The sequence below is a fragment of the Spirosoma montaniterrae genome (assembly GCF_001988955.1).
GTDB classification, from domain to species: domain Bacteria; phylum Bacteroidota; class Bacteroidia; order Cytophagales; family Spirosomataceae; genus Spirosoma; species Spirosoma montaniterrae.
The window spans coordinates 923001-948837 of record NZ_CP014263.1 but is presented as its reverse complement, the minus strand read 5'-3'; the positions used below and the strand labels follow the sequence as shown (position 1 = coordinate 948837).

The 25837-nt window shown below is 51.1% G+C and carries 27 protein-coding genes; 10 read left to right on the top strand and 17 right to left on the bottom strand.

Annotation, left to right across the window (positions count from 1 at the left end):
• Positions 1-10: 10 nt before the first annotated feature.
• The 7 genes from AWR27_RS04065 to AWR27_RS04035 all read right to left on the bottom strand — a co-directional run bounded on the left by AWR27_RS04065 (position 11) and on the right by AWR27_RS04035 (position 6058).
• A complete protein-coding gene (locus AWR27_RS04065) occupies positions 11-745 on the bottom strand; it encodes a DUF3891 family protein (protein WP_077130023.1) in 735 nt (244 codons plus the stop codon).
• An 84-nt stretch (positions 746-829) separates the two neighbouring features.
• The gene (locus AWR27_RS04060) at positions 830-1333 is read right to left on the bottom strand and encodes a pyridoxamine 5'-phosphate oxidase family protein (protein ID WP_077130022.1); all 504 of its coding nucleotides are present in this window, start codon (positions 1331-1333) and stop codon (positions 830-832) included.
• 90 nt (positions 1334-1423) lie between these two features.
• Entirely contained in the window at positions 1424-1837 is a 414-nt protein-coding gene (locus tag AWR27_RS04055) for a four-helix bundle copper-binding protein (RefSeq protein WP_077130021.1), read from the bottom strand.
• A 29-nt stretch (positions 1838-1866) separates the two neighbouring features.
• Positions 1867-2094 carry a DUF2188 domain-containing protein gene (locus AWR27_RS04050; RefSeq protein WP_232325969.1) on the bottom strand — a complete coding sequence of 76 codons (228 nt, stop codon included), beginning with the start codon at positions 2092-2094 and terminating at the stop codon, positions 1867-1869.
• Positions 2095-2356: 262 nt separating this feature from the next.
• A complete protein-coding gene (locus AWR27_RS04045) occupies positions 2357-3748 on the bottom strand; it encodes a hybrid sensor histidine kinase/response regulator (protein ID WP_232325968.1) in 1392 nt (463 codons plus the stop codon).
• A gap of 127 nt (positions 3749-3875) precedes the next feature.
• On the bottom strand, positions 3876-4295 hold the full coding sequence (locus AWR27_RS04040; RefSeq protein ID WP_077130019.1) for a response regulator: 420 nt from the start codon (positions 4293-4295) through the stop codon (positions 3876-3878).
• 188 nt (positions 4296-4483) lie between these two features.
• Complete coding sequence (locus tag AWR27_RS04035; protein ID WP_077130018.1) at positions 4484-6058, bottom strand: sensor histidine kinase; 1575 nt, start codon at positions 6056-6058, stop codon at positions 4484-4486.
• 220 nt (positions 6059-6278) lie between these two features.
• On the opposite strand from AWR27_RS04035, the gene AWR27_RS04030 reads away from it, so the two are divergent.
• Positions 6279-6923: a porin family protein gene (locus tag AWR27_RS04030; RefSeq protein ID WP_077130017.1), complete on the top strand. Its 645-nt coding sequence runs from the start codon at positions 6279-6281 to the stop codon at positions 6921-6923.
• A gap of 114 nt (positions 6924-7037) precedes the next feature.
• On the opposite strand, the gene AWR27_RS04025 is transcribed toward AWR27_RS04030, so the two are convergent.
• Complete coding sequence (locus AWR27_RS04025; protein ID WP_077130016.1) at positions 7038-8516, bottom strand: sigma-54-dependent transcriptional regulator; 1479 nt, start codon at positions 8514-8516, stop codon at positions 7038-7040.
• An 88-nt stretch (positions 8517-8604) separates the two neighbouring features.
• Positions 8605-8979: a response regulator gene (locus tag AWR27_RS04020; protein WP_077130015.1), complete on the bottom strand. Its 375-nt coding sequence runs from the start codon at positions 8977-8979 to the stop codon at positions 8605-8607.
• A gap of 491 nt (positions 8980-9470) precedes the next feature.
• Here AWR27_RS04020 and AWR27_RS25175 point away from each other — a divergent pair, with 491 nt between their 5' ends.
• Positions 9471-9632: a lmo0937 family membrane protein gene (locus tag AWR27_RS25175; RefSeq protein ID WP_157579129.1), complete on the top strand. Its 162-nt coding sequence runs from the start codon at positions 9471-9473 to the stop codon at positions 9630-9632.
• A gap of 321 nt (positions 9633-9953) precedes the next feature.
• Here AWR27_RS25175 and AWR27_RS04015 read toward each other — a convergent pair whose 3' ends face one another.
• Positions 9954-11030, bottom strand: a complete 1077-nt coding sequence (locus AWR27_RS04015; protein ID WP_077130014.1) for an endonuclease/exonuclease/phosphatase family protein — start codon at positions 11028-11030, stop codon at positions 9954-9956.
• Positions 11031-11307: 277 nt separating this feature from the next.
• On the opposite strand from AWR27_RS04015, the gene AWR27_RS04010 reads away from it, so the two are divergent.
• From AWR27_RS04010 to AWR27_RS03995, 5 genes are all read left to right on the top strand, one after another.
• A complete protein-coding gene (locus AWR27_RS04010; RefSeq protein WP_077130013.1) occupies positions 11308-11559 on the top strand; it encodes a YtxH domain-containing protein in 252 nt (83 codons plus the stop codon).
• 28 nt (positions 11560-11587) lie between these two features.
• On the top strand, positions 11588-11956 hold the full coding sequence (locus tag AWR27_RS04005) for a YtxH domain-containing protein (protein WP_077130012.1): 369 nt from the start codon (positions 11588-11590) through the stop codon (positions 11954-11956).
• Positions 11957-12071: 115 nt separating this feature from the next.
• Positions 12072-12338: a hypothetical protein gene (locus tag AWR27_RS26025; RefSeq protein WP_335695410.1), complete on the top strand. Its 267-nt coding sequence runs from the start codon at positions 12072-12074 to the stop codon at positions 12336-12338.
• A complete protein-coding gene (locus AWR27_RS04000) occupies positions 12335-13147 on the top strand; it encodes a saccharopine dehydrogenase family protein (protein WP_335695409.1) in 813 nt (270 codons plus the stop codon). Before AWR27_RS26025 ends, AWR27_RS04000 begins: the two co-directional genes overlap by 4 nt.
• A gap of 113 nt (positions 13148-13260) precedes the next feature.
• On the top strand, positions 13261-13989 hold the full coding sequence (locus AWR27_RS03995) for a bacteriorhodopsin (protein WP_157579127.1): 729 nt from the start codon (positions 13261-13263) through the stop codon (positions 13987-13989).
• A gap of 742 nt (positions 13990-14731) precedes the next feature.
• Here the strand turns inward: AWR27_RS03995 and AWR27_RS03990 are convergent.
• Entirely contained in the window at positions 14732-15481 is a 750-nt protein-coding gene (locus AWR27_RS03990) for an SDR family oxidoreductase (protein WP_077130010.1), read from the bottom strand.
• 202 nt (positions 15482-15683) lie between these two features.
• On the opposite strand from AWR27_RS03990, the gene AWR27_RS03985 reads away from it, so the two are divergent.
• Entirely contained in the window at positions 15684-16589 is a 906-nt protein-coding gene (locus tag AWR27_RS03985; protein ID WP_077133785.1) for a histone deacetylase family protein, read from the top strand.
• A gap of 21 nt (positions 16590-16610) precedes the next feature.
• On the opposite strand, the gene AWR27_RS03980 is transcribed toward AWR27_RS03985, so the two are convergent.
• The 5 genes from AWR27_RS03980 to kdpB all read right to left on the bottom strand — a co-directional run bounded on the left by AWR27_RS03980 (position 16611) and on the right by kdpB (position 23429).
• A complete protein-coding gene (locus AWR27_RS03980; protein WP_077130009.1) occupies positions 16611-18353 on the bottom strand; it encodes a sensor histidine kinase in 1743 nt (580 codons plus the stop codon).
• Positions 18350-19474 (bottom strand): sensor protein KdpD, encoded by a 1125-nt coding sequence (locus AWR27_RS03975; RefSeq protein ID WP_077130008.1) that lies wholly within the window; start codon positions 19472-19474, stop codon positions 18350-18352. The genes AWR27_RS03980 and AWR27_RS03975 overlap by 4 nt, the downstream gene beginning before the upstream one ends.
• Before the next feature lie 157 nt (positions 19475-19631).
• On the bottom strand, positions 19632-20768 hold the full coding sequence (locus AWR27_RS03970) for a porin (protein WP_077130007.1): 1137 nt from the start codon (positions 20766-20768) through the stop codon (positions 19632-19634).
• A gap of 27 nt (positions 20769-20795) precedes the next feature.
• Entirely contained in the window at positions 20796-21374 is a 579-nt protein-coding gene (locus tag AWR27_RS03965) for a K(+)-transporting ATPase subunit C (RefSeq protein WP_077130006.1), read from the bottom strand.
• A 3-nt stretch (positions 21375-21377) separates the two neighbouring features.
• Entirely contained in the window at positions 21378-23429 is a 2052-nt protein-coding gene (gene kdpB / locus AWR27_RS03960; RefSeq protein WP_077130005.1) for a potassium-transporting ATPase subunit KdpB, read from the bottom strand.
• Positions 23430-23459: 30 nt separating this feature from the next.
• On the opposite strand from kdpB, the gene AWR27_RS03955 reads away from it, so the two are divergent.
• Both AWR27_RS03955 and AWR27_RS03950 read left to right on the top strand, forming a co-directional pair.
• Entirely contained in the window at positions 23460-23777 is a 318-nt protein-coding gene (locus AWR27_RS03955) for a hypothetical protein (protein ID WP_077130004.1), read from the top strand.
• Positions 23774-24130, top strand: coding sequence for a toxin-antitoxin system TumE family protein (locus AWR27_RS03950; protein ID WP_083732743.1), 357 nt, complete (start codon positions 23774-23776; stop codon positions 24128-24130). Before AWR27_RS03955 ends, AWR27_RS03950 begins: the two co-directional genes overlap by 4 nt.
• Here the strand turns inward: AWR27_RS03950 and kdpA are convergent.
• On the bottom strand, positions 24117-25832 hold the full coding sequence (gene kdpA, locus AWR27_RS03945) for a potassium-transporting ATPase subunit KdpA (RefSeq protein ID WP_077130003.1): 1716 nt from the start codon (positions 25830-25832) through the stop codon (positions 24117-24119). The two genes, AWR27_RS03950 and kdpA, sit on opposite strands and share 14 nt — an antisense overlap.
• Between the last annotated feature and the right edge of the window lie 5 nt (positions 25833-25837).

The window sequence follows — 25837 nt, the reverse complement described above, 5'->3', positions numbered from 1 at the left end:
TATACCCCGATTATTGGCTACGTTGCACAAACTGCCACTCTTTCAACGCTAAGGGCGCATCCTGCAAGGCGTTGTACAATTCATTGTCATCGCTGAAAACCAACTGATTCAACTCGAAAACTTCGACGTGAGCCGCGAACGCCGGTACATCAAACGGCCACGGATCAATGCAGAGCGAACCGTTCGGATTTTGCAGGATGTAATACGAGACACCATCGGGCCCTTTGCTGATTTCGAGCCGACGGCCTTCGGGCGGCACCTGATTCAGGCACAGAATAAGCGACAGCGCATCGCACCATTGAATAAAATCGTAGGCATATTGCGCGTCGGCTTTCGTAGCTGCGTATTGCTTACGCCACTTCTTCTGGTTGTCGATCTGTTGATCTAAAAATTCATCCAATGCCTTATCCGTACCGCGTTTTTCTTCGTACAAGAATGACGTGTGCATCGACAGCATGAGCGCGTTCCAGCGGCTTTTGTCGAGCGAAATCGCAATCATGTTCCGGCATTGCTCCACAGAATACTCCAGAACCTGAAAATGAAGCGGGGCACCCGCCGTTGTCAGATGATTGCGGCCCTCCCACGGGTCTTGCCCATCATCGTGTTCGGTGAGCGCGATCAGCGTCTCAATCCAGTATTTTGGTCGTTTATCGACCTGCCAATGCATGGCGGCCTGCACAGCCAGTAAGCCATGCGCCTGCTGATGAATGACTTGCCAGCCGGTATCTGTTTGGATAACAATCATAAAAGTGGGATAAAACGTAAGGGGTAAGGCCGGAAGGACACACCAAGTCTCTTTCCAGCCTTACCCCTTTTACCTTGCGTCTGTTCAGTTGTAAACTTTTTCGTTTTCGCCCATTTTAGGAACGGTTCCGGTTAGGGCTGCACTGGCCTGCTGGAACAACCGAACCATCGTGCTGTCGTTCGAGTCCCAGTATTCGGCCATGTGAGTATGCACGCGCAACAGCGTCAGATTCGGATCATCTTTGCCGTTGGGAAACCATGCTTTAGCCTGTGGATTCCAGAGTTCGTCGATTTTGGCGCGGTCGTCAATTTCATCGGCAGTACCCGAAATGGATACGTAATCCGCATCGCTTACGTTGACAAACGCCAGATTAACCTGTCGTTCGTGCTGTTCTATCTGAGCAACTTTGGGCGATGTTTTTTGGGTAAAGAACCAGATTGTAGCGTCTTCATCCATTTCTAAAGCAGCCATTGGGCGGCTCATCAACTGACCCTCGTCGTTAACGGTCGTCATCATCGCAATGCGGATGTCGCCAACCATTTTCCGCACTTTTTCTAATTTTTCGTTTTTCTGTGGTTTGGTTTCCATAACGGTTGTTTCAGTTATCAACCAACAATCAGCAGCCAACAGTAGCTTCGCTAATTGGCAAAACTACTGTTGGCTGCTGGCTGTTAGCTATTAATTATAGATGGTCTCGCGCAGGTCGATGCCGTAAAAAAGCGATGCCGGGGTTGACGTTGGATTTTTCGCGTCGGCGTCATTGCGCTGCATGTTCAAGATACTAACACAGCTTAGAATGGTCTGCTGACACATAGCATAAACCTGCTGGCAACGTTCTGTATCGAACTGAGCTATTTCCTGGGCGCATTTTTCGCATACTTCAATGCAGGCAGTTGCCAACAGGCGCGTATTTTCTGAGCCACGCACGTACAGCATCGCCAGTTGGCGGCACATATCGGCGCAGTCGAGGTTTAAAAAAATGCTGCGATACCAATTCTCAATATCTTCCGACCGTGAACATTCGGTGGCAAACTCATCACACAGTGTGGCGCAACTGGTTAAGGTGTCGTAAATGGTCTTGTTCCAGATCATGTCGGTAGTTGAGTAATAGGTTTTGGTTATTAAGCGTAGGATGAAACAGAGCGTCCGATGCGGTCTGTCTCAACAGCATACATTCGGGCCAGACGACGGGCCTCAATAATGCTGATGGTAATGGCACGTTGCTTATCCAACTGTCCCTGCTCCAGCAGTTGGTTTGCAATTTCAATCGCTTTGGCCCGCGTGCTGGGGTTGAGCGACCGCATAGCAGCCGGAAAGTGAGTAGGTGTCCACATAGGTGTCATAGTCATGACTTTCCTACTGCGCAAATTATGCCAGTTCATGTGATTGCCGCTACCATACCCTTTTAACTATTAGTATATCTCTTATAATCAAGTGTTTGCGAATAATTTTGATAGATACTGAACTAAGTTTGTCTAAAAAATTTATACCAAATATGTGGAAATTCTGTTGGGGGGTGTGTAATATTTTACTCACTCTTTTCCACAAAAAAGCCAGTTCATTAAAAACTGGCTTCGCACGACGTTTGCAACCGATAAGAACTACTTTTTATCACTTGGGAAAATAGAGCCGGAAAGTGGTTCCCTGCCCTACCTGGCTTTCTACCTCGATAGACCCTTTATGGCTGTTGATGATGTTCTGGGTAGCGGTAAGACCCAGCCCCATGCCACCTGACTTACCCGTGAAAAATGGGTCGAATAGCCGCTGCCGATCTGTTTCGCTAATGCCGTCGCCGTTGTCGATCACTTCTATGCAAACGCGGCCTTCTTCGTGGCAACTCGTTTTAACAGTTAATATACCCTTGCCTTCCTGCATGGCTTCTACGGCATTGACCAAAATGTTGAGCAGTGCCGTTTTCACCTGATCGCGGTCGAGCAGCGCAGTACAGTCGTCGGTCGCGAATTTGGTTTCCAGTCGCATTCGCTTTAGCCTGATACGGTCTGTCACCAACTGCAACGTTGCCTTCACCACCACGTTCAGATCCTGCTTTTTGCGGTCTAATTCGCGGGGCTTCGACGAGTTGAGCATTTCGGTAATCAACTGCCCGATGCGGTCTACGTTACGCCCGATAATGTCGGTGTACATCGTCACAAACTCGCTGTCGGTGTCTAATTCTTCCTTAAGTTGCTCCAGGGCCAGACTCAGGTTAGTGAGCGGATTTCGTACTTCGTGGGCAATACTGCGGGCGATTTTTCCCGTCATGGTCAGCTTTTCGGCCAGAATCAGATCCTGCTGCGCCCGCTTCTGGTCGGTAATGTCGCGCACGATACCCTGAAACCACTCGGGCTTGCCAACCTGATCGGCAACGGCCCAGACCGAAATCTGACAAACGCGCTTACGCCCGTTACGGTGGAGGAGCATTGTCTCAAAATCCTTAATCTGGCCGTGTTCGCGTACATTGAACCGGAGTTCACGCAGGTGGTTAAGGTCCGTAAAAAGCCGGGCAGGATTGAGTGCCCGCAAATCGTCGCGACTATAGCCCAGCAGCCGCTCTACCGATGGATTGGCATCCTGAAACTTCAGCTCATTGTTGGCAACGAAGATGGCATCTATCGAGCGTTCGAAGAGCGTTCGGTATTTATTTTCTTTCTGCGCTACCTCGGCCAGAACGCTGGCTTGCCGGAGCGCATAGCGAATACTGCGGCCAAGCAACTGGGCATCGATACGGCCTTTCACCAAATAGTCAGCCGCGCCCAGTTCGAGTGCCGACTGATCGACGGTCAGATCATCCTGACCGGTCAGCAAAATCATCGGTGCCCGGCACCCCATTCGGAATGCTTCCTGAATCAGATCGATACCGGTGTAGTGTCCGAGTCGGTAATCAACGAGGTAAACATCGTGGTTGTCGGCAGCAATAGCGGCCAATGCCTGCTCGTAGCTATCGGCCCAGTCGAGCCGGATGTTTGCATTTTCCCGTGCCGACACCAGCGCACGAGTCAGCATATAATCATCCTCATCGTCCTCAACGAGGAGAACGCGGATAACAGTTTTTTTTCGGAAACGTCGAGTGTTGTCAGATCAGGGATCATAACAGAGGAGCAATTAACAGGTACAACCAGCTACCAGGGCGTCAGGGTAATTTTACGGTGTCTAACCAGTAAGTTTTCAGCGCACCCACCATCTCCACTAACCGGCTAAAGTTGAATGGTTTGGTAACGAATGAATTGACTCCCAGATTATAAGTTTTAATTACGTCTTCGTCGGCTGACGAGGTGGTCATCACTACAACCGGCAATCGACGCAGTTTTGGGTCATTTTTTATTTCCTGAAGTGCCTGAAAGCCGTTTTTGCGGGGCATATTCAGATCAAGAATAAGCAAATTCGGCCACGACGCATTTGTTGAGTTGTAGCGGCCTTCACATCGCAGGTATTCCATTAATTCTTCACCATCTTCGACAAAGGCAGTGGCTCCGGCGTAACCACTCTGACGCAATGCCTGTTCCATAAACAAGCGGTCGTCGTTGTCGTCGTCGGCAATCAATATGGTCATAGTGGTAGGCTTACGGTGCATAGGGTTGATAAAGCAGGATCGTTACGGCCTGTGAAAAAGAAAACTTACGTTTTTGTTGGAGTCTGGCGCAAATCCGCGAAATAGCTGATAATCAACAGCAGTGCCTATATAGGTAAGCACGGTGACTGCGTTAAATCAGTCAAAAATAAATAAAAATCAACAAAACACTATGTATTCGTAGGCAATAATACGGTAAATGTTGCACCTTCACCAGGGAATCCGTCAGCCTTTATAAAGCCGTTATGGTTATCAACTACTTTTTTCACGATAGACAAGCCAATACCCGTTCCTGCAAAAGCCGACCGGGTGTGTAACCGATGAAATAACTGAAAAATTCGCTCGCTGTATTGAGCGTCGAACCCAATACCGTTATCGCTGATAACAATACAGCAGTAATCTCCGGATGTAAGGGTCGGAGCCAGGGTTTGTAACGCCTGACTCTGCTTTATCTCACAGGTGATACGAATAAAAGGGGGCAGGTTCGGTTTAGTGAATTTCAGGGCATTGCTGAGCAAGTTCTGAAACAACTGACGTAGCTGGAGCGGTTCGCCCGTAAGGGTAGGCAACCGGTCGGCCTCAATGGTGCCATTTTTCTCATGCAGGGTGGCTTCCAGATCAGTCAACACGTCATGCAAAATGCTGTTCAAATCAACCCGTTTAAAAGCATCGGTTCGGCTTGCTACCCGCGAGTAGGCCAGTAGGTCGCGAATGAGTGAATGCATCCGGGCCGAAGCGGCCTGCATTCGCCGAATTATATCGCTACCGGTTTCGCCCAGATTCGGCGCGTATTGATCGATCAGAATGTCGCCAAACGATTGAATCTTGCGTAACGGCTCCTGCAAATCGTGACTGGCTATGTAAGCAAACTGTTCCAGATTGGCGTTTGATTTCTGCAATTCTTCAACCAGTACATCGGCGTGGCGGGCCTGTCGCTCCAGGGTTAGCAGAGTCTGTTTTGTCTCAGTAATGTCGGTCACGGTAACAACAACCCGGTCGGTTTCCTGACGGGCAGCGGCCACACTAAACCAGTGTCCGGTTTTAGGATAGTGGTACTCGACCTCCTGTATTTGCCCGGTTTCGCAGACCGCAACATACTGGTCGAACAGGCCGGATGTGTGTACATCGGGGTCTATTGTCGCTATCGACTGATTTCTGATCTCATCGGCTGTAAAACCCGAACTCGCTGCCAGCGCGTTATTGAACGTTTCGAGCCGGAAGTCCGTGATTACGCCCGATGCATTGCGCACAGCCCGGATCGACGCAATGCCATTACGCGACGTGTCCATTACACCATTGAGCAGGCTGTTTTGCTGCGCTATTTGTTGAATGGCGTTTTTCTGGGTAGTGATGTCATTGAACGTAATGACAAAGCCATCGTACAGTTTTACGACAACGACATCGTACCACCCACTAACCCCGTCGGCGTTATACTCTGTCTCGAAACGCATTGGCTGACCGGTTTCAACAACCTGCACATACTGCTCAAAAAAACCATGCTCCTGCGTTCCGGGAAACAAGGTTAACATGGTATTGCCCTGCGGATTCTCTGTCAGATTAAGCAGTTGCATAGCCGCCCGGTTAACGGCCATAAAACGAAAATCGATGATAGGGCCAGCTAAATCATCAGATACATCTTTCCGAACGGCTGTGTAAATGATAATTCCACTTAACGATGCATTCATGGCATCGAACATGAATGCAACTGGGTCTGTTACACCTGCCTCCTTCAAAAGCGGTACCATACACGTTGAGTTTGCTTGTTACGTTCTACCAAATTGGGGAAAAACCTACGCATAGTTGTTCTAAATTATCTATGCCCGTTTCGGGCCAATTGTTTTGCAAACTGGTAAAATACAAGCCTATAGCCCACTACCGCAACGTTTTGCCACAATTGGCACGGTTTTGGGCAATTAACCACACAAACGGATTTATCCACGTTTTGTCATTAACTACCGAAACGTTATGAAAAAAACAATCAACACGCTGTTCGCAGTTGCCCTGATGGCTGCGGGGGCAACTACACTACCTACAACAGACGCGCTGGCACAGGGCCGCGTTCGTACTGGCATCAAAGGCGGCCTGAACGCCAGTTCGCTCTTTTACGATAATCAGGGCGTCTCGAACAAGCAGGAGCGTATTGGCTTCCATGCCGGTGTTTTCGCACAAGCTCCACTGGGCGAGTTTTTCGCTATTCAGCCCGAACTATTGTACATGACCAAAGGCGCATCGGCTGATTACAACGTGCTGGGTATCAACGGACGTAACACATTCCGACTAAATTACGTCGAACTGCCGGTTCTGGCTACGTTTAAGTTGGGGCAGGCCGTCGAACTACAGGCCGGTCCATACGTGTCGTATCTGCTAAACTCAAATATCAACTCCAACGGCGATTTCGGCTCTGGTGTTGCAGCCATCAACCGCAACAATTTCAATAGAGTGGATTATGGTGTTGCGGGCGGACTGAATGTTTATTTTGGCAAAATGTTCGTAGGTGCCCGTTATGAACAGGGTTTGCAACGAATTGCCAATGACGGAGCCGCCCGAACGCTGCTTGGTAACGCCAAAAACAGCGTTGGCCTGTTATCTATCGGGTTTAGTATGAATTAGGGGGTAGGGTTTTAAGGTGTAAGGTTGGAAAGGTACATATAGCAAAAGCCTTTCCAACCTTACACCTTAAAACCCTACCCCTTATACCCTACACCCTAAAACCTTACACCTCTTTTACAAATGAATATCGTATGCTTTCAGTTTGTTGTACAGCGTTTTGCGGTCGATATTCAGAACTTCAGCAGCTTTGGTCTTGTTGTAACCCGTTTTTTCAAGCACCTTCAGTATAGCGGCTCGTTCGGCATTTTCGGATACCGATTTCAAGTTAGCCGCCGACTGACTGAGAATCGGAACGCCAGGCCGACCCATGTCGAAATTAACCTGTACACCACCAGCGTGTGCGTCTTCGGGGGTGAAGTACTGGGGTGAAATAATTTCCTGCGGGAAAACGTCGGCTTCGATATAGTCGCCCTGTGTTAGCAATACGGCTCGTTTTACTACGTTCTGCAATTCACGCAGGTTGCCATGCCAGAAGTATTCTTTAAGCTTCTCTTTAGCCTCATCGTCAAAGCCAATTACATCGCGCTCCAGTTGCCGGTTGGCGAGTTCGAGGAAATGCTCAGCGAAGATCATAATGTCGGCCTTGCGTTCGCGCAGGGGCGACAGATGAATCTCAAACTCGTCGATGCGGTGGTAAATATCTTCACGGAACCTCCCCTGCCGAACGGCATCGCGCAAATCTTCATTTGTAGCTACGATAATACGGACATCAACTGCAATGTCGTTATTACTGCCAATACGCCGAATTTTGCGTTCCTGCAAAACACGGAGCAGCTTAATCTGATTATCGTAGGTCAGGTTGCCGATCTCATCTAAGAATAGCGTACCACCGTTGGCAAACTCGAAGCTGCCAGCTTTGTCGGACATGGCCCCTGTAAACGCGCCTTTAACGTGTCCAAACAGCTCGCTGCCCGCCAGTTCCTTGCTCAAGGCTCCGCAGTCGATAGCCACAAACGGTTTATCGGCACGTTTGCTTTTAAGGTGAATGGCGTTGGCAACAAACTCTTTACCAGTACCTGTCTCGCCCGTAATAATCACCGACATATCGGTCGGTGCAATCAGATCGATGTGTTTCTGAAGTTGTTCGGCGGCCCGGCTTTTACCAAAAATAAATCGTTTGCCATCGGGGGCAAGCGTTTGTTTAGTGGCTTTAGCTGCTGCGGGCCGGGGAGATGCGGCTCCATTCGAGGGTGCCGACGTGGCTGTGTTACCAGCCTGACCCAACGACTGAATCCGGCGTTCGAGCGCACTTTTAATAGTGTACAGAATTTCGTCGGGATATAGCGGCTTCGTTACATAGTCATACGCACCGTGCTTCACCGTTTGCACCGCCACCCGCACGTCGGAGTAGCCGGTTATAATAATAACGGCGGTACTGGGATGCATCACCTTAATTCGGCGCAGCATTTCAAGCCCGTCGATATCCGGCAATTTAAAATCACAAATGACCAGTTCAAAAGCTTCCTTGCGTAAAAGCACGAGGCCATCTTCACCCCGTTGCACGGAGGCTGTTTTATAGCCCTGTTTACTCAGAAAGCGTTCGAGAAGCAGGCATATATCGTTGTTATCGTCAATTATCAGGATTTTCTCCATGAACACTGAGTAGCTTACCCGGACAAGCTTTGTCCTGCTTTTTGTCTAAAAAGAGAGTTAAGAGCCAGTTCGACTCTAACAAATATACTCATTCCTGAATGGTTTGCAAAGCCATCTCAACCGACCGCCGGGTAAACGGTTTCCCAATAAAGTAATCTGCTCCCTGTTCGGTCGCCCGCCTGCGTTCGGCCTGCCCATCGAAAGCACTGATCATAATCACTTTAGCCTGTATCTGCTTTTCTTTGATGGAGGGCAATAAATCGAAGCCTAACCCGTCGGGAAGATTCAGATCCAGGAAAACAGCATCAAAGCGTTGTGCATTCAAACACTGCCGGCCCTCCTCAATGAAGTGAGCGCACGTAGGCTGATAACCTAAGCGACGCAGCAAACCTGACAACAGCAGACATATATCTGTTTCGTCGTCTACAATCAATACGCGCTTAGCGGGTGTAGTAGCATTCATTACGGCTGGTCTATATGGCTGTGCTGCGCCGACTCCCGTCGTCATCATGGTAATTGAAGTCTTACGTAATCAGTGATATTCTACCTATATCCCTATAAAATTTAGTGCCGAAAACAGTGCCGGACCCCGTTAATGTCTTTTAATATATTTTCTTAGGCAGTAATTACCAATGAATTAAGTGATTGTACGTATAATTTACTTTCTCTTCTCATTCGCCATTCAGCAACTGTGGTAGCAACAGACGCTATCAATTGCGCTATTTTTCTACGATTGTTCTACATGTGTGGAATTTTATCTACATAATTTCCACCCGATTGCAATGGGCGTAAAAGTGGCCTACAAGCTATTTCGCCGGATTTTTATGCTCATTTTCAGTGCTGTAGGCCGTGTGTATTCAAACATACAATCTTTCCGAACGGGTTGGCACAAAATTTTCTAAACAGTTGTCAGATGCGAGATTAATTCTTCTGGTTTACTCACTAAAAAACGTTATGGGAAATCTTCTTTACACAGTCGCAGTCATTTTAGTTATCATCTGGCTGCTCGGTTTTCTGGGATTCAACAGCTTTGGACTCGGTAGCCTGATTCACGTTTTATTAGTAATTGCCATCATCGCTGTTGTTCTGCGGCTCATTCAAGGGCGTGGCGTTTGAGTCGACTAACTGAACCCATTGCGGTTTTGACGATATACTGAGTTTAAGAGCTATTTTTGCCAAACTCAACGACATTTTAGGTTAAGTACAAGTTACGGTGGGTACGGAATCCCTGCGTCAGTTTGAACGCAGGGATTTTTTTGTTGTCAGCTATCGGGTGAGTTGATTCTTCACCAAAGAAATGTTGTTACACAGAGATACGCCGAGAGAAAGAGACACACCGAGATCCATTTAAAACGTTCTCTGAGAATCTTCTTCGTTGCTCTGCGAGACTCTGTGCAATAACAGGGCTCTGTGCAATAACCTATTTACTCAGCACACTCAGCCCTTTGCCCGTTCTATGATGTCTTTGGCTTCGTGCAGGTCGTCGTGTTCGGGCTGCGGGATCGTTTCTTTTTGTGCGCGGGTTGGTCGGTAAACCAGCGATACAAGAATAGGGAAATGGTCGGACCCGCAATTGGGCAACCGCCGAAGCCGTTGCAACTGAAAATGATGCGACACAAATACATGGTCGAGCGGCCATCGCAGAAAAAAGTAGTGGGCGTGAAAGGTGCTGTACAGCCCTCTTCCAATGCGCGGATCGAACAGCCCGCTCACCCGCTGAAACAGGCGCGTTGTGTGCGACCAGGCTACGTCGTTCAAATCGCCCGCCACAATGATTGGCTCATCGCGCCGACGGGCTTCTTTGCCAACCAGTAGCAGCTCTGCATCGCGCTCGGTAGAACGGTAGTGTTCGGTGGGGCTGGGCGGCATAGGATGAACGCCGTAGAAATGCACCAACTGCCCCGATGGTAAAGTCATTTGTACATAAAAGGAAGGAATATCATCCTGCACCATAAATCGAATTTCGTGGTGTTGAATCGGCAGCCGCGAGTACAGGAGCATACCATACGTGTTTTCGAGCGGGCAACTGACCCGATATGGGTACTCATCTTCGATAGGGGCTAACGCCTTCTGCCAGGTCAAATTCGTTTCGAGCAGCAACACCACGTCGGGCTGGTAACGGGCAATCAGAGCCTGTACGTCGGGCGTCCGGGTGTTTTCCATATACACGTTAGCCGTCATTAACCGAATCGTATTAGGCTCGACTTCGTCTTTGGCAACTCGCCGGGAGATTCGGCGCACCTGCTTTTTGTGTAACGGCGTGTAGGGATAAATCAGCCACCCCTGATAGATCATGGCGACCAACAGCCCAACGGGTATCAGCACGGCAGGCCAGCTAAAATCGGAAACGAACAGAAGCCATCCCAGCAGCCCTGCCGTTGTAAGAGCGGTTAATTGCGTATGTGGAAAATCCCAGATACGTATCCACCAGTAATCAAGACGAACCAAGTGGATAAATGATGCCGCGACTAATACAGTGGCGTAGATGGAGAAGAAAAGTGTGATCGTAGTCATTGAGCCAGATGGTGGTGTACATGCCGGGTATAGGCGAAAAAGTAAGTGTGGTTTGATATAGTGACTAATAACGGCCCCTAAATGTTCTGGAAACAGAGGGTGTTGCGTAAATCGTGGACGCCATTGTAGAAAATACTCCTCATCATGGCAGATGGGCACCTATTTTTAATCTCACCCCAATACGCTTGTTTACAGTTAGTTAGTAGCTTTGCACAAATGTGGTACGGTATTTTCTACTGAAGTAGATGTATCAAGTCATTCACGAACGCGAAAGCACATGAAAGCATTACCCGGTATTTTAGTAGGGTTAGCGGTTGGCGCAATCGTTGGCGTTTTGCTGGCCCCTGAGAGCGGCAGGAAAACCCGCCGACGGATTTCGTCAGAGTCTGACTCATTTTTCAAAGACCTTCAGGATCAACTCCAGTCGGGTTTGGAAAATATCAAAAACCAGTACAATGACTATGTCGACACAACTGCGTCTAAAGCGCATGATGTGGTCGGACAGGCCAAACGTAAGTCAAAACAGTAATCACCAATCACCCAAAAACAAAGTAACAATGAGAAGCACACGCGATTTTCTGACGGGTATCATCACGGGCGTAGTTATCGGCATTCTGACGGCACCCCGTTCGGGCAAAGAAACCCGCGAGAAACTGACTGAAGAAGCTAACAAACGGTCGGGCGATCTGAAAGATCAGTGGGAGAAAGGTATGGCCCAGGTAAAAGACGGTCTCGAACAGGCTAAAACGCAGGTAAATCAATACGCCGACAAAGCGAAAGATCAATACAACCAGTATAAAGGTCAGGCGCAGTCGGAGTATAACAAGCAAGCGACCAAGGATCAGTACAACGACAAAGTCGATGAACTGGCCGACGATGCTCAGGTTGGTATCGAGAATACCAAAGATTCATTCAAAGTGAACTAATTCTTTTAGTACCGATTTACTCAACGTCTCTGAAAACAGGAAGCCCCGCCATAAATCATGGCGGGGCTTCCGCGTTTATTACGAACTTTGCTACCTCACCTTCATCTGTTTATTCATGAAAAATATGTTGGTCGTGGGGTTAGGTAAGGTCGGCTCATTGGTCGGCACACTGCTCCACAAACGATTTTCCGTTACAGGTTTCGACCGGCAAACACCTGCCGAAGTTCTTCCTTTTCCTACGCTTCAGGGCGACGTTGCCGACGAGGCTCTGCTCCGCCAAACGGTAGCTGGTTTCGACGGGGTAGTGTCCTGTTTACCCTACAATCTTAATCTGCCCATTGCAAAGCCGCCTTCGACGCGGGCATCCACTATTTCGATTTGACCGAAGACGTGCCAACTACGTCGGCTATTCGCGAGATGGCAAAAACGGCGCGGGGTGTTATGGCCCCGCAGTGTGGCTTAGCTCCCGGCCTGATTGGCATCGTTGGGGCCGACCTTGCCAATCGCTTCGACCGGCTTCGCGATATTGAATTGCGGGTAGGCGCACTGCCCCGCTACCCCAACGGCTTGTTGGGCTACTCGTTCACGTGGTCGCCGGCGGGGGTCATCAATGAATATATCAACGACTGCGAAGTGATTGCCAACGGCAACGTAAAACTGGTTCCTGCGTTGGATGGCATCGAAGTCATAAACATTGAGGGTCAGGAATTTGAAGCGTTCAGCACATCGGGCGGGTTGGGCACCATGTGCGAAACGTATGCCGGGCGCGTCGATACGCTCAATTACAAAACCATCCGCTATCCGGGTCACTGCCGCCTGATGCGGTTTCTGTTATATGAACTGATTCTGAAAGACAAACGCGAACTAACCGAGCAGATTCTGACTGAAGCCAAACCTCCCGTGCGCGAAGACGTCGTGTATGTTTACGCCGTGGTTGAAGGTTGGAAAAACGGTCAGTTAGCCCGCGAAGAGTTCTACCGGGCCTACCACCCCCGGCGCATCGACGGCAAACACTGGCGGGCTATTTCGTGGACCACTGCCGGTTCGGTAGCGGCTGTAGTAGAAATGGTTGCCGATGTCGTATTGCCCCAACAGGGTTTTCTGAAGCAGGAAGAAATTCCGTTCGAAGCGTTTCTGAACACCGAAAATGGCGCATTCTTCCGGGAGAAAGCCGAGGTCGAGTTTTCGTAGTAATGTTTTGGCAATGAGTAGCTTAGAAAATAATTAGAAGTATCCTGATTGCAAACCATACAACTGGCAAATGGTTGACTGATTATCAACTCAACGTTAATCAGTCAACTATTATGTCACTCGAATCACTTCTGCATTGGTTGTACGTAGCCGTAATGGCTGGCAGTGCGCTAACTTTTTTATTGATGAGCCGCAACCCGAAAGGGGTGCCCCAATACAAGTATCTTATTCACACCTTTGTGGTTGTGTGGTCGGGGCTGGCTTATGCCGCGCTGGCTATGAATCAGGGGAAATTAGACGCCTTCGGGCAAACCGTTTACTATGCCCGCTACATCGACTGGGCCGTTACAACCCCACTGCTGTTGCTCTCGCTGGTATTGACCGGGAAATACACCGTCGATGTTAAGGGTCCCTTAACGGCGGCTCTGATGGGCACACAGGTCATTATGATTTTAACCGGCCTGCTCGCCGAACTCTCGCCCGCAGGCCCGCGCTGGTTCTGGTACATTGCTGGCTGCGTGGCTCTGCTTATTGTGTTACGCCTGTTTTGGGGGCCACTCTACAACATAGCCCAACAACAGGGGCAGGCCATTGCCAATGTTTACCGCGACTCGGCAGTATTCTTAACCGTGCAGTGGCTGCTCTATCCAACCGTCTGGCTGCTGGGCACACCCGGCGTTGGTCTATTCGGCCCGCTAACTACCACCGCACTCCTGATTTTGCTGCCCATCGTTTCTAAGTCTGGCTTCGCTTTCTACAACCTGAGCAAGCTACGCAGCCTGCCCCCTCACCTGCACAACGAAGCGCAGGCCACGCTGACAGCTCAGCCCGCTCACAATTGACAAAGCAGTTTGTCTGATAACACGAAATTTTAAGATTTTTCTAAGCGATTTCAGCAATCAATCTGGGGTTCGCTACCGTTAATCAGGCAAATAAGTTTAACTCAACCGTCATAAACCAATGCTCTGCACTCGTAATTACCGTTTCGGCATGTATTCGCTTATCACTATGGCTTACCCGATAAGTTGGCGCAGGCGTCTGATTCATGTCGGGCAAGTCAGTACGTGCCCCTGGCGATTGTTTCTGTCAATTCTGTTTGTAGGCTATGGCTGGCAGCTTCCTGCTTTTTCTCAGGTGCCAATGCACGAAAACGGCCTGCTCCTGCAATCGTCTGATCTGCGCACGGGGCGAGTTCTGTATGGCTTTAGCAATGGGCAACCGGGCTACACGCTTAAAACGCGTTTTCTGCCTATATCGAAAGAGCGTTGGCAACTTAAAACTCCCGATACAACCCTGCTCATCGACCCGTCAACCGCCTGGGGTTTCCGACTGGCAGGAAAAACGTATCGCTTCGGTCGAACCGGCTCGTATGAACTCACGCACGTTGGCGGTATTTGCCTGTATCGCTATTATACGAGCCGGAGCGTTTATGATTATTTCAGCCGCGACTTAGACAGTCCTATCCTACCGCTGACCCCCAGGCGAATGAAACGGGTATATGCCGACAATCCAAGTATGCTACAGGCACTGAATCGGCGTAAGTGGTATCAGAACACTGCCGATATACTCCGCATGTCTGACTCCCTACACGTAAATCATTTTCCGGGTCATGCCTCCATCGACCACAAAGTTCTGACCAGTGATAAAACTGTTTTCGGGCGCAATCAGGAACAGAATCATGCGGGCAATGTCGTCGGCCTGCCCCACCCGACCGGCAGGATGCTGGACGTGGTCTTCGGGCGTTAGTTCGTCGGGTTTGGCTTTGACTTTTTTGCGCAGGGCCGACACGTCGATCCAGCCGGGACTGATAACGTTGACACGAATATCGGGGCCGAGACTAACGGCGAGCGAGTGCGTCAGAGCCACCAGGCCACCCTTGCTGGCCGAATAAGCAAACGTGTCGGGTTCTGACTGGAACGCTCGCGTAGAACCGATGTTGATGATGCTGCCGCGCTGAGCTGCCAGATACGGCGCGGTATGTTTGGCGCACAAAAAGGCCCCTGTCAGATTAGTGCCAATAACGCGGTTCCATTCATCGAGCGTCAGTTTATCGAGCGGCTTCTCGATCATCATGGCCGCATTGTTAATGAGCGTGTCGATCTGCCCGAAGTGGCTGATGGTCTGGTCGGCGGCTTTTTTGACATTGATCTCGCTCGATACGTCGCAGGAGACGAACAAAATCTGGCTGGCCGATGCTTTGAAAGCTTCGCGCAGTTCGGCAAGCGCGTCGGTATCGGCCTCCCAGATGGCAACCCGATAACCGTGAGTCAATAAATACTGTGCTGTTACGCGGCCAATTCCCTGGCCTCCCCCCGTGATAATCGCGGTTTTCATACAAGTTTAAATCGTTCAGATAAAGCGAAAGAACGAGCAAACTACGCCAGTTTAGTAACACAAGCCGCCAACACCGCGTTAAGTTAGCCGTATCCTTATCGAACGGGACTATTAACTGTTTTAAGTACTATGTTCTACGCTGACTTTACCCGGAGCTGGACACAGCCCCAACAGAGAATGTAGAACACAGTACGCATAGATGATGCTGCAAATTGCTTTTTCGCCCGTGTACCGGCTTCGGCTTCCCGAAGGCCACCGGTTTCCAATGCTCAAGTACGAACTGATTCATGAACAACTGCTGTACGAAGGCACCTGCACCAACGCCAATTTCTTCGGTCCCGCCCCCGCCGACGACCGCTGGGTGCGGGGCGTTCATACGCCCGAATACGTCAATGCATTGAAAACGCTGGCTGTTGACCCGCGTATGGTTCGACGCATTGGCTTCCCGCTTACGCCCGAACTGATTGACCGCGAATGGATTATCACGCAGGGCACTATCGACTGTACTCAGATTGCCCGACGCGATGGCGTGGCCCTGAACGTTGCGGGAGGCACCCATCACGCCTACCCTGACCGTGGTGAAGGGTTTTGTATGCTCAACGATGTGGGCGTAGCGGCCCATTATTTGCTCGAAACGGGTCAGGCAAAGCAGATTTTAGTGATCGATTTAGACGTACATCAGGGCAATGGTACGGCGGTGATGTTTCAGCACGAGCCACGCGTGTTTACGTTCAGTATACACGGCAAAGACAATTACCCGCTCAAAAAAGAACACTCGAATCTCGACATTGCTCTGCCCACCGGCACTACCGATGACGTCTACCTGAATACGCTTTACGACACGCTGCCCGACCTGATTCAACGCGTTCAGCCCGATTTTCTGTTCTTCGTATCAGGCGTCGATATTCTGGAGTCCGACCGGCTGGGTAAGTTGTCGGTTAGCCGCGAGGGATGCCGACAACGCGACCGTTTCGTATTTGAGCAGGCCATCAAACACAACCTGCCCATTACGGTGTCGATGGGTGGTGGCTATTCGCCCCGGCTGGCCGATATTGTTGAAGCCCACTGCAACACCTTCCGGCTGGCCGGGGAGATGTTTTTTTGGTAGTGGCCCGTGGGTACTACTGTACTACGCTACTGGCAGTCGGAAATAGAACGCGGCTCCGTCGGTTACGGTCGCGTCTAACCCAATTGCTCCGTTCATGCTCTGGATAAACTCGCTCGAAATAGCCAGGCCCAGCCCCGTTCCGCTGGCCTGGCCGTTCTGACCGGGTGCTTTAAAATACCGGTCAAACACGCGGTCGCGGTGTTCGGGGCGGATGCCCGCGCCGTAGTCGCGCACGCGAAACTCGACATGACCGTTCCGGAGAGTTGCCGACACGTCGATTACGGTTTCGTCGGGGCTGTGGCGCACGGCGTTCGACAAAAAATTTACCAATACCCACGAGGCTTTGTCAGGGTCGGCTTTTACGGCAGGCAATTCGTTGGGTGCCTGAATGGCAAAACGTACCTGCTTCTGTTCGGCCTGAACGCGCAGGGCGTTGGTGGCATACTGCACAATATCGGCGGGGGCAACGGGCTGGATGTTTAGTTGAATCTGCCCCGATTCAACCTGCGCCATGTTCAGCAATTCGCTGGTCAGGTTCAGCAGCCGGTCGGCATCGGCTCTGACGTTGCCAATGAGATCGCGCTGTTCATCGTTCAGCGTGCCAATGCGACTGTCTTCCAACAGTTTAAGGCTCATTTTTATGCTCGACAACGGTGTTTTCAGTTCATGCGAAACCGTAGCGATGAAGTTGGTTTTGGCAAGATCGAGTTCTTTGTAGGGCGTAATATTTTCCAGCACAAGCACATAGCCCGCTAATTGAGCTTGTTCTTCGCCCGTGCGCGTTACGTCAACGGTGTGCGTGCGCTTGTTGAAATAGCTTTCCTTGCCGTTATCGTAGATTTTGAGCAGATTATTTGCATCCGGGCGCGTGCCGTCGGCAGGCATAATGTCGCGAATGAGCGTCCGCATCAGGTCGTTGGAAGCGGCTACGTCGGGTGCATATTTCCCCATCAATTGCGGCTGGTCGATACCGAGCAACCGGCAGGCAACAGGATTGGCAAACAGAATCCGGCGGTTTTCGTCTAAGCCGATAATACCCTCACTCATGGTCTGAATGAGGGTATCGATGCGCCGTTTTTCAAACAGCACGCGTGCCAGATTCGAGTGTTCGTACTCGTCTAATTTCTCAGCCATCCGGTTGAACGACCGCGCCAGTTCGCCAAACTCGTCGGACGACTGAAAATGCAGCCGTTCTTCAAAGTTGCGGCTCGTCACCTGCTTAATACCCCGCGTCAACTCGCGCAGGGGGTTGGCGATGTAGCCGGGAAAATTGATGATGAATGAGAAGAGAATCAGGAAACAGAGCGTTCCGACCACGGCCAGCCACAGCAGCGCATCATTGGCCGTTTGCTTGGCTACGTCGTTTTTCCGCACAATGGCCTGCCGGTTAATATCATCGAGCCGAAACAAAGACTCCTGAATCCGCCGAACGGTCAGCGAATCGGTTGCCCCCCGCCGATACCGGTCAAACTCGCGCCGGAGGCTAACAGTGGCCTCCCGTTCGCCCACTTCCGTGATATTTTTCTCTTGTTTTTTGAGCGATTCATTAAACTGCCCCAATGTTTCAGCGTTGGGACCCTGTGCCAGATCAGCGAGGGCGCGCTGCATGGTTCCCGCGTATTCGAGCGAGATATAATTGTCCTGCAAAATGGCCTGCGAATCTTTAGAAAGCTGATTCAGGTAAAAAGCTCCGAGTCCGCCCAGCGCGAGAATGATGGCGAACATAAACGCCAGTGCCGCCGATATTTTGGTTTTGATACTCACGATAGTATAATCAAATCCGTGTCAGACTCCGAGAGTTTAGTCAGTAGCTGGTTGAAGGCAAACGTCCGCAAAATAATCTGTGCCAGACTAAAGTGCGGTTTACCGATGCAGACCGTCGTAATCCTGCGTTTTTCCACTTCATCCATCAAACAAGTCACCACGTTATTGCCCTTTGCCTGAATCACTTCGGCCCCCAGTTCGGTGGCGAGTTTCAGGTTATTGAGCAAATGCCGCTGCACGTCGAGCCGAATGCGGTCGGGTGCTTCGGCGGGCGTTTGCACGTACAGCACATACCAGCGCGACTGGTAATAAGCCGCCAGCCGGGCCGTTTTCCGAATTACGCGCCGGGCCGTTTCGTGGTTGCTGCTGATGGCCGCCAGAAATCGCTCGTTGCGCCCCTGCCCGCCGGTTGGCACGCTCAGGTCAATCTTACGTTCTACTGCCGATGCCACTTCGCGCAGGGCCAGTTCGCGCAGTTGCAAAATTTTGTCGGCCTGAAAAAAATTCGCCAGCGCGGTTTGCACTTTGGCGGGGTCGTAAATTTTTCCGTCACGCAGACGCTGGATGAGTTCGTCGGCGGTCAGGTCGATGTTTACCACTTCGTCGGCCAGTTGAATCACGCGGTCAGGCACGCGCTCGGTTACGTCGATGCCCGTAATGTCACGCACTTCGTCGTACAGGCTCTCGATGTGCTGAATGTTCACCGCCGAAATCACGTTGATGCCGGCGTCCAGAATTTCGAGTACGTCCTGCCAGCGTTTTTCATTTTTTGAGCCGGGAATGTTTGTGTGCGCCAGTTCGTCGACGATTACTAATTCGGGGTGAGCGTTTATGATGGCCTGTACGTCCATCTCATCGAGTTCGCGGCCTTTGTAAAACAGCCTGCGCCGGGGAATAACCGGCAGGCCATCCACCAGCGCGACTGTTTCGGCCCGGTTGTGGGTTTCAATAAACCCGATTCTCACATCGATACCCGACCCAAGCAGGGCATGAGCCTCCTGCAACATCCGGTACGACTTCCCAACGCCCGCACTCATGCCAATATACACCTTGAACTTCCCCCGTCGTGATTCGCGGATGAGGGTTAGGAAACGTTCGGCGTTGGCGTCGTTTGGGGTCATAAAAAAGTAATTGTGACACAGAGATACACTGAGAAATAGAGAGTTGCACAGAGATTTTTTCTTCAAAAAGACATCTCTTTCTCAATCTTTCTCCACACGTCTTTTCTGGGTAACTCTATACCTCCTTTGTGCATCTCTGTGCAACATGCAACAACATTCAAAACGAAATGGCTAAACTCGTTGTCAAACTCGTATTTGTGCGACTAAGCCCATTGCTTGACTCAAAAATCGGCGTTTGGCTGGAATAAACTTTCCCCTCTACCCTGAACAGGGCATTCGGTAAAATGGCATAATCATAACCGAGCGAGTAGCCCGTAGTTTGAAAACCCGGAATGCCAATAATGACCGCATTTTTATCGTCGTAATATTCCACCCGACCGTTGACGTAGCTTTTGTCCGATGTTTTATAGCGGGCAATTACCACTGGCGAGTACCATGTGTAATAGCCCGCGATACGCTCACCTGCCAGCCGAACGAACGGCTTTTGCTCGGTGCCAACATCAAAGCCCAGAATCACGCCGAAACGGCCCTGCGGATTAATGATGGCGTAGAAGTTATTGAAGAAGCGCGTTTGTTTTAGTGAATCGGGGAGGTCGGAGCCAAGAAAGCTGCTCCAGTTAAGCGTTAGCTTATCCGAGGGCCGGTACTGCACCTGCGAGGTAAACGACATACCACCGTAGCCGTCTACTTTTTTTATGTGCTGCCAGCCATTGGTAGCCATACCCAGCACCGTCCATTTGCCATTGGCTGACGTATACGTCAACTTCACGCCCGACAAATAGTAGGGCGAATTTTCGGCTAAGATGCTGCGGCTGAGTGTCCAGCAATCTTTCGAGATAGCACTCTCAAACCCAATATGCGACGCGAAAATACCCGCATCGAGCCAAAGGTCTTTGGTTTTACTCAACTTCACCCCCGCGTTTGCTTCAAAGATATTTTTGACTAATTCCTGCTCAGCCGCGTAGTTGTATTGCGCATACGTACCAACCTGAAGGGCCAGGTTTCCTCGGACTCGCTCCGACGTGTAGGCCAGTTTGGCAAACGCCAGATTGATGTTCACTTCCCGGTTGCGTCGGTGGTTGTAGGTGAAGCCCGATCGCTCCTGCGCGGTTTTCGGTGCGGTAAAATCATGCGAATAATAGGCTTCAACATAGCCCGATAACGCCAGTCCGCTATTGGGCATAACCTGAGTAGCTGCCTGCGTTGGCGCCGACACAAGGGTTGTATCCGGCGTTTGAGCGATTGTTGATGACATGACCGTGAGCAAGGATACGGCCACAAAAATTAATTTCATGGATGTGATTTTGTTGGAGTAACAACTTTATTTCAGCGCATCGAGCGCACTATTCAATTTTAGGACATGTACCGTGGCCGGGCCAAACAAACCCAGCAGCGGCCCTTCGGTGTGTTCGTCCACCAACTGATTCAGCCGGTCAGCCGACAGGTTGCGGATTTTTGCAATACGGGCCACCTGAATTTTTGCCGCAGCAGGCGACAGGTGCGGGTCCAGCCCCGACCCCGAGGCCGTAACTAATTCAGCCGGTATATCGGCCTTCTGTACGCCGGGCGGTGCCGCGTTCGGATTATGCACCAGAAACGTATCGATGCGGGCCTGCACCTGTTTCAGGTAATCGGGGTTGGTCGGGCCTTTGTTCGAGCCAGCGGAGGCAGCCGCGTTGTAGTCAACTGCCGAAGGACGGCTGTTGAAGTAACGGTCTTCTGTAAACGACTGCCCGATATTGGCATATCCAACCACGCGACCATTGGCCGAAACCGTAACGCCGTTGCCCCCGCCGGGAGCTAATGTAGCAATGCCCGCTACCACGAGCGGATAAATAACCGAAAGTAGTACCAGCAACACCAATGTCAGGCGAATGGCTGGCGAAAGATGATTTTTCATGTTTTATACAAATAGACCTACTACCAAATCCAGCAGCTTAATTCCTACAAACGGGGCTATCAGTCCGCCGAAGCCGTAAATAAACAGGTTCCGGCGCAGCAATGCACTCGCACCAATGGGCTTGTACTCAACCCCACGCAGTGCCAGCGGAATCAGCATTGGAATGATGATCGCGTTGAAAATTACCGCCGACAGTATTGCCGACTCAGGCGAGTGCAGGCCCATTATGTTCATGCGCTGCAACGACGGAATGGCAACCACAAACAAGGCTGGCACAATGGCGAAATACTTCGCTACGTCATTGGCAATGCTAAACGTGGTGAGCGTACCCCGTGTAATGAGCAACTGCTTCCCAATTTCCACTACTTCGATTAGCTTCGTTGGGTCGTTGTCGAGGTCGACCATATTGCCTGCTTCTTTGGCGGCCTGCGTACCAGAGTTCATCGCCACGCCTACGTCGGCCTGCGCCAGTGCGGGGGCATCGTTGGTGCCGTCGCCCATCATCGCTACAAGTTTACCGCCCGTTTGCTCATGGCGGATGTACTGCATTTTGTCTTCGGGCTTAGCTTCGGCAATAAAATCATCGACCCCTGCTTTTTCGGCTATAAACTTAGCTGTCAGCGGGTTATCGCCCGTGACCATTACCGTTTTGACGCCCATTTTCCGCAGCCGGTCGAAGCGTTCGGCAATGCCGGGTTTAATGATGTCCTGCAACTCAACCACGCCCATCACGCGTTCGTTCTCGGCCACAACCAGTGGTGTACCGCCATTGGCAGCAATCTCTTTCGCCTTCGCATCGGTCTCGGCAGGCATGGTGTTGCCAGCCCGTTCGACAATGGCCCGGATTGAATCGACGGCCCCCTTGCGGATGCGTTGACCATTGGACAAATCAATGCCCGACGAGCGCGTTTCGGCGGTAAACTTAATCAACATTGCCCCTTTTGTGCTCAGTTTCTGCGTTATGTCTGACCCGGCCAGCTCTACAATCGACTTACCCTCCGGCGTTTCATCGGCCAGTGAACTCAGCACAGCCGCCCGAATCATGTCGGCCTGCTGAACGCCCGGAGCTGTGTAGAAGTTGGTGGCTTTGCGGTTGCCAATGGTGATCGTACCGGTTTTGTCGAGCAGCAGCGTATCGATATCGCCCGCCGTTTCAACCGCCCGGCCCGACTTGGCAATTACGTTGGCTCGCAGGGCGCGGTCCATACCGGCAATGCCAATGGCCGACAGCAGCCCGCCAATGGTGGTCGGAATAAGGCAAACGAACAGCGAAATCAGGGCCGCAATCGTGATGGGCGTGTTGGCGTATACCGCGAAGGGGTGCAGCGTGATGCAGACGATGATAAAGACCAGCGTAAAGCCTGCCAGCAGAATTGTCAGCGCAATTTCGTTCGGCGTTTTCTGCCGACTCGCCCCTTCCACCAGCGCAATCATTTTGTCGAGAAACGATTCGCCCGGCTGCGTTGTTACGCGCACTTTGATTTTGTCGGACAAGACCTTCGTGCCGCCCGTTACCGACGATTTATCGCCACCCGCTTCGCGAATCACCGGAGCCGACTCGCCCGTGATAGCCGACTCGTCAATCGTTGCCAATCCTTCAATGATTTCGCCATCAGACGGAATGATGTCGCCCGGTTCGCACATAAACACGTCGCCTTTTTTAAGCTGGGCCGACGAGATTACCTGCACTTCGTTGAGGATCATGTTACCCACCTCGCGAATAACTTTGGCTGGCGTTTCCTGCCGCGTTTTTCGGAGCGATTCGGCCTGTGCTTTACCCCGCGCTTCGGCAATGGCCTCGGCGAAGTTGGCGAACAAAATCGTCAGCAACAAAATGGCTGTGATGACACTATTATAGCCCAGCGTACCCTGGCTTGTATCGCCCGACAGCGCGATGTAGATCGTTACGGCCAGCATAACCGCCGTACCGATTTCGACCGTAAACATGACCGGGTTCTTGATTAGAATCGCCGGATTTAATTTCATGAACGATTCCCGAATGGCCGTTCCAACGAGTTCTCGCTGGAACAGGGACGGGGAAGATTGTTTTGCCATTTTTGTTATCTTTGAGAAAATGGTTGAGTTATGATCTTTACGTTAGACCCAGCACTGGAAGAAACCGCTCACGCCCTGGGGTATCAAAGTGCTATTGCTTTTGCCCGGATTGAGTTAAGCAATCGGGCGGCTCAAAAGCTGGCCTTTTACAAAAGTCGTGTTGAGCTGTATGAGCAAAAGTATGGCATGACGTATGAAGAGTTCAAAGCACGGGTGATGGACCCATCTGATACGTCACTGAAGCGGTTTGGCATTATCGAGAAAGAGGACGACGATTTTGAATGGGAAGATGCTGTGTATATGGCTCAGTCCTACCAACGCAAATTCGATGCTCTCTCTCAACTATGATGCTCCCTGAACTTGAGCCTTACGCATCGCTAACTGTCAGCGTGACTGAACGCATTGACCAAGACAAGGAAGATCGCTTGAAGCGTCGAATCGAAATTGTTTTCATAGACCTGTCACGATTAGTGGTGAACGAGATTACGTATTTCGACACTAACTACCTCCGCTACGGTTACCAGTGGTTGACGGCTGATAACCAACTCCTCATCCGCTGGGATAATGCTGAACATCACAACCATATTGAAACTTTCCCCCACCACCGGCATGTCGGCTCCGAAGAGAATGTCCAACCCTCCGACCCCATGACGCTGGAGAAAGTACTCGTTTTCATCGCGTCGCAACTCAACGCAGACTGAAAAACTCCGCCAGCGGACCCAGTGCCAGAGCCGGGAAAAATGCCAGCGCGGCAATGATGAAAATTACGGCGAAGGTCATCAGCCCGAACGTACCCGTGTCCGTCGGTAGCGTCCCGGCACTTTCCGGTACAAACTTTTTCTGCGACAGTAGCCCGGCAATAGCCAATGGGCCAATGATGGGCAGGAACCGCCCCAGGATGAGCACAAACCCCGTCGTTACGTTCCAGAATACGTTATTATCGCCCAAGCCTTCAAAACCAGACCCATTGTTAGCCGCCGACGAGGTGAATTCGTAAAGCATCTCCGAAAAGCCGTGGAATCCAGAGTTGTTAAGCCAGTTGGCGGGTTTAACGGCCCAGTCGGCATCGGGCATTGTCACGGACACATAAGACGCCAGAGCAGTCCCTACCAGGATCAGGAACGGGTGCAGAATGGCAATCAGAGAAGCAATTTTCATCTCCCGCGCTTCTACCTTCCGACCAAAGAACTCCGGCGTCCGGCCCACCATCAGCCCTGAAATAAATACAGCAATAATCAGGTAGATGTAGTAGTTGAGAAAGCCAACTCCACAGCCGCCGTAAAAAGCATTGGTCATCATACCCAGCAGTTGCATGGCACCCGATAACGGCATCGAACTGTCGTGCATGGAGTTGACCGACCCGGTTGAGATAATCGTTGTGACGATGCTCCAGTAGGCCGACGCCAGCGGCCCAAAACGCACCTCCTTGCCTTCCATAGCCCCGGTTGGCTGCGCAACGCCCATCTGCGCGATGGCCGGGTTGCCGTTCAGTTCAGACCAGATAGTTGGTATCAGCAATAGCAACATACCAACGGTCATTACGCCGTATACCACCCACGCGAATTTCCGCCGATTGATGTAAAAACCGAGCGCAAACACCAGCGCAATGGGAATCAACACCTGCGCAACCATCTCAACAATATTGGTCAGGTAGTTGGGGTTTTCGAGCGGGTGCGCCGAGTTGACGCCAAACCATCCACCCCCATTCGTGCCGAGGTGCTTGATAGCAATCATACCAGCCGCTGGCCCGCGCGACACACCAACAGTGTCGCCCTGCATGGTAACGATAGTGTCTTTACCCTCAAAACTGGCCGGGGTGCCGTTGAACGCCAGAATCAAACCCATTACCAGCGACAGCGGCAGCAATAACCGGGTTATCGACTTCACGAAAAAGGTATAAAAGTTACCCGACCGGTCGGTTGTCTGCGGCAGAAAATGCCGAAAAATTAGCACCAGCGCGGCAATGCCCGTAGCGGCAGACACAAATTGCAGAAACGTGATAACGCCCAGTTGCGTCAGATACGTCAGCCCCGTCTCGCCCGAATAGTGCTGTAAATTGCAGTTTACCAGAAAGCTGATTGCCGTGTTAAACGCCAGATCGGGCGACATCGACGGGTTGCCATCGGGGTTAAGCGGCAGATTGCCCTGTGTTAACAGCAACACGAACGCCAGCACAAACCAGACAAGGTTAATTGTCAGCAAAGCTACCAGGTTCTCTTTCCAGTGCATATCGCGGGTTGGGTCGACACCGCCGATGCGGTAAATCAGCCGTTCGACCGGCTTCATAAAATCCAGGGCGTTAGGCTTATCGGCGAAGACGTTGGCGAGGTACTTACCCAGCGGAATCGCCAGCAGCACGGTCAGGCCGTACATAAGCGCGACGCCTAAAAATTCATTTATCATGAATC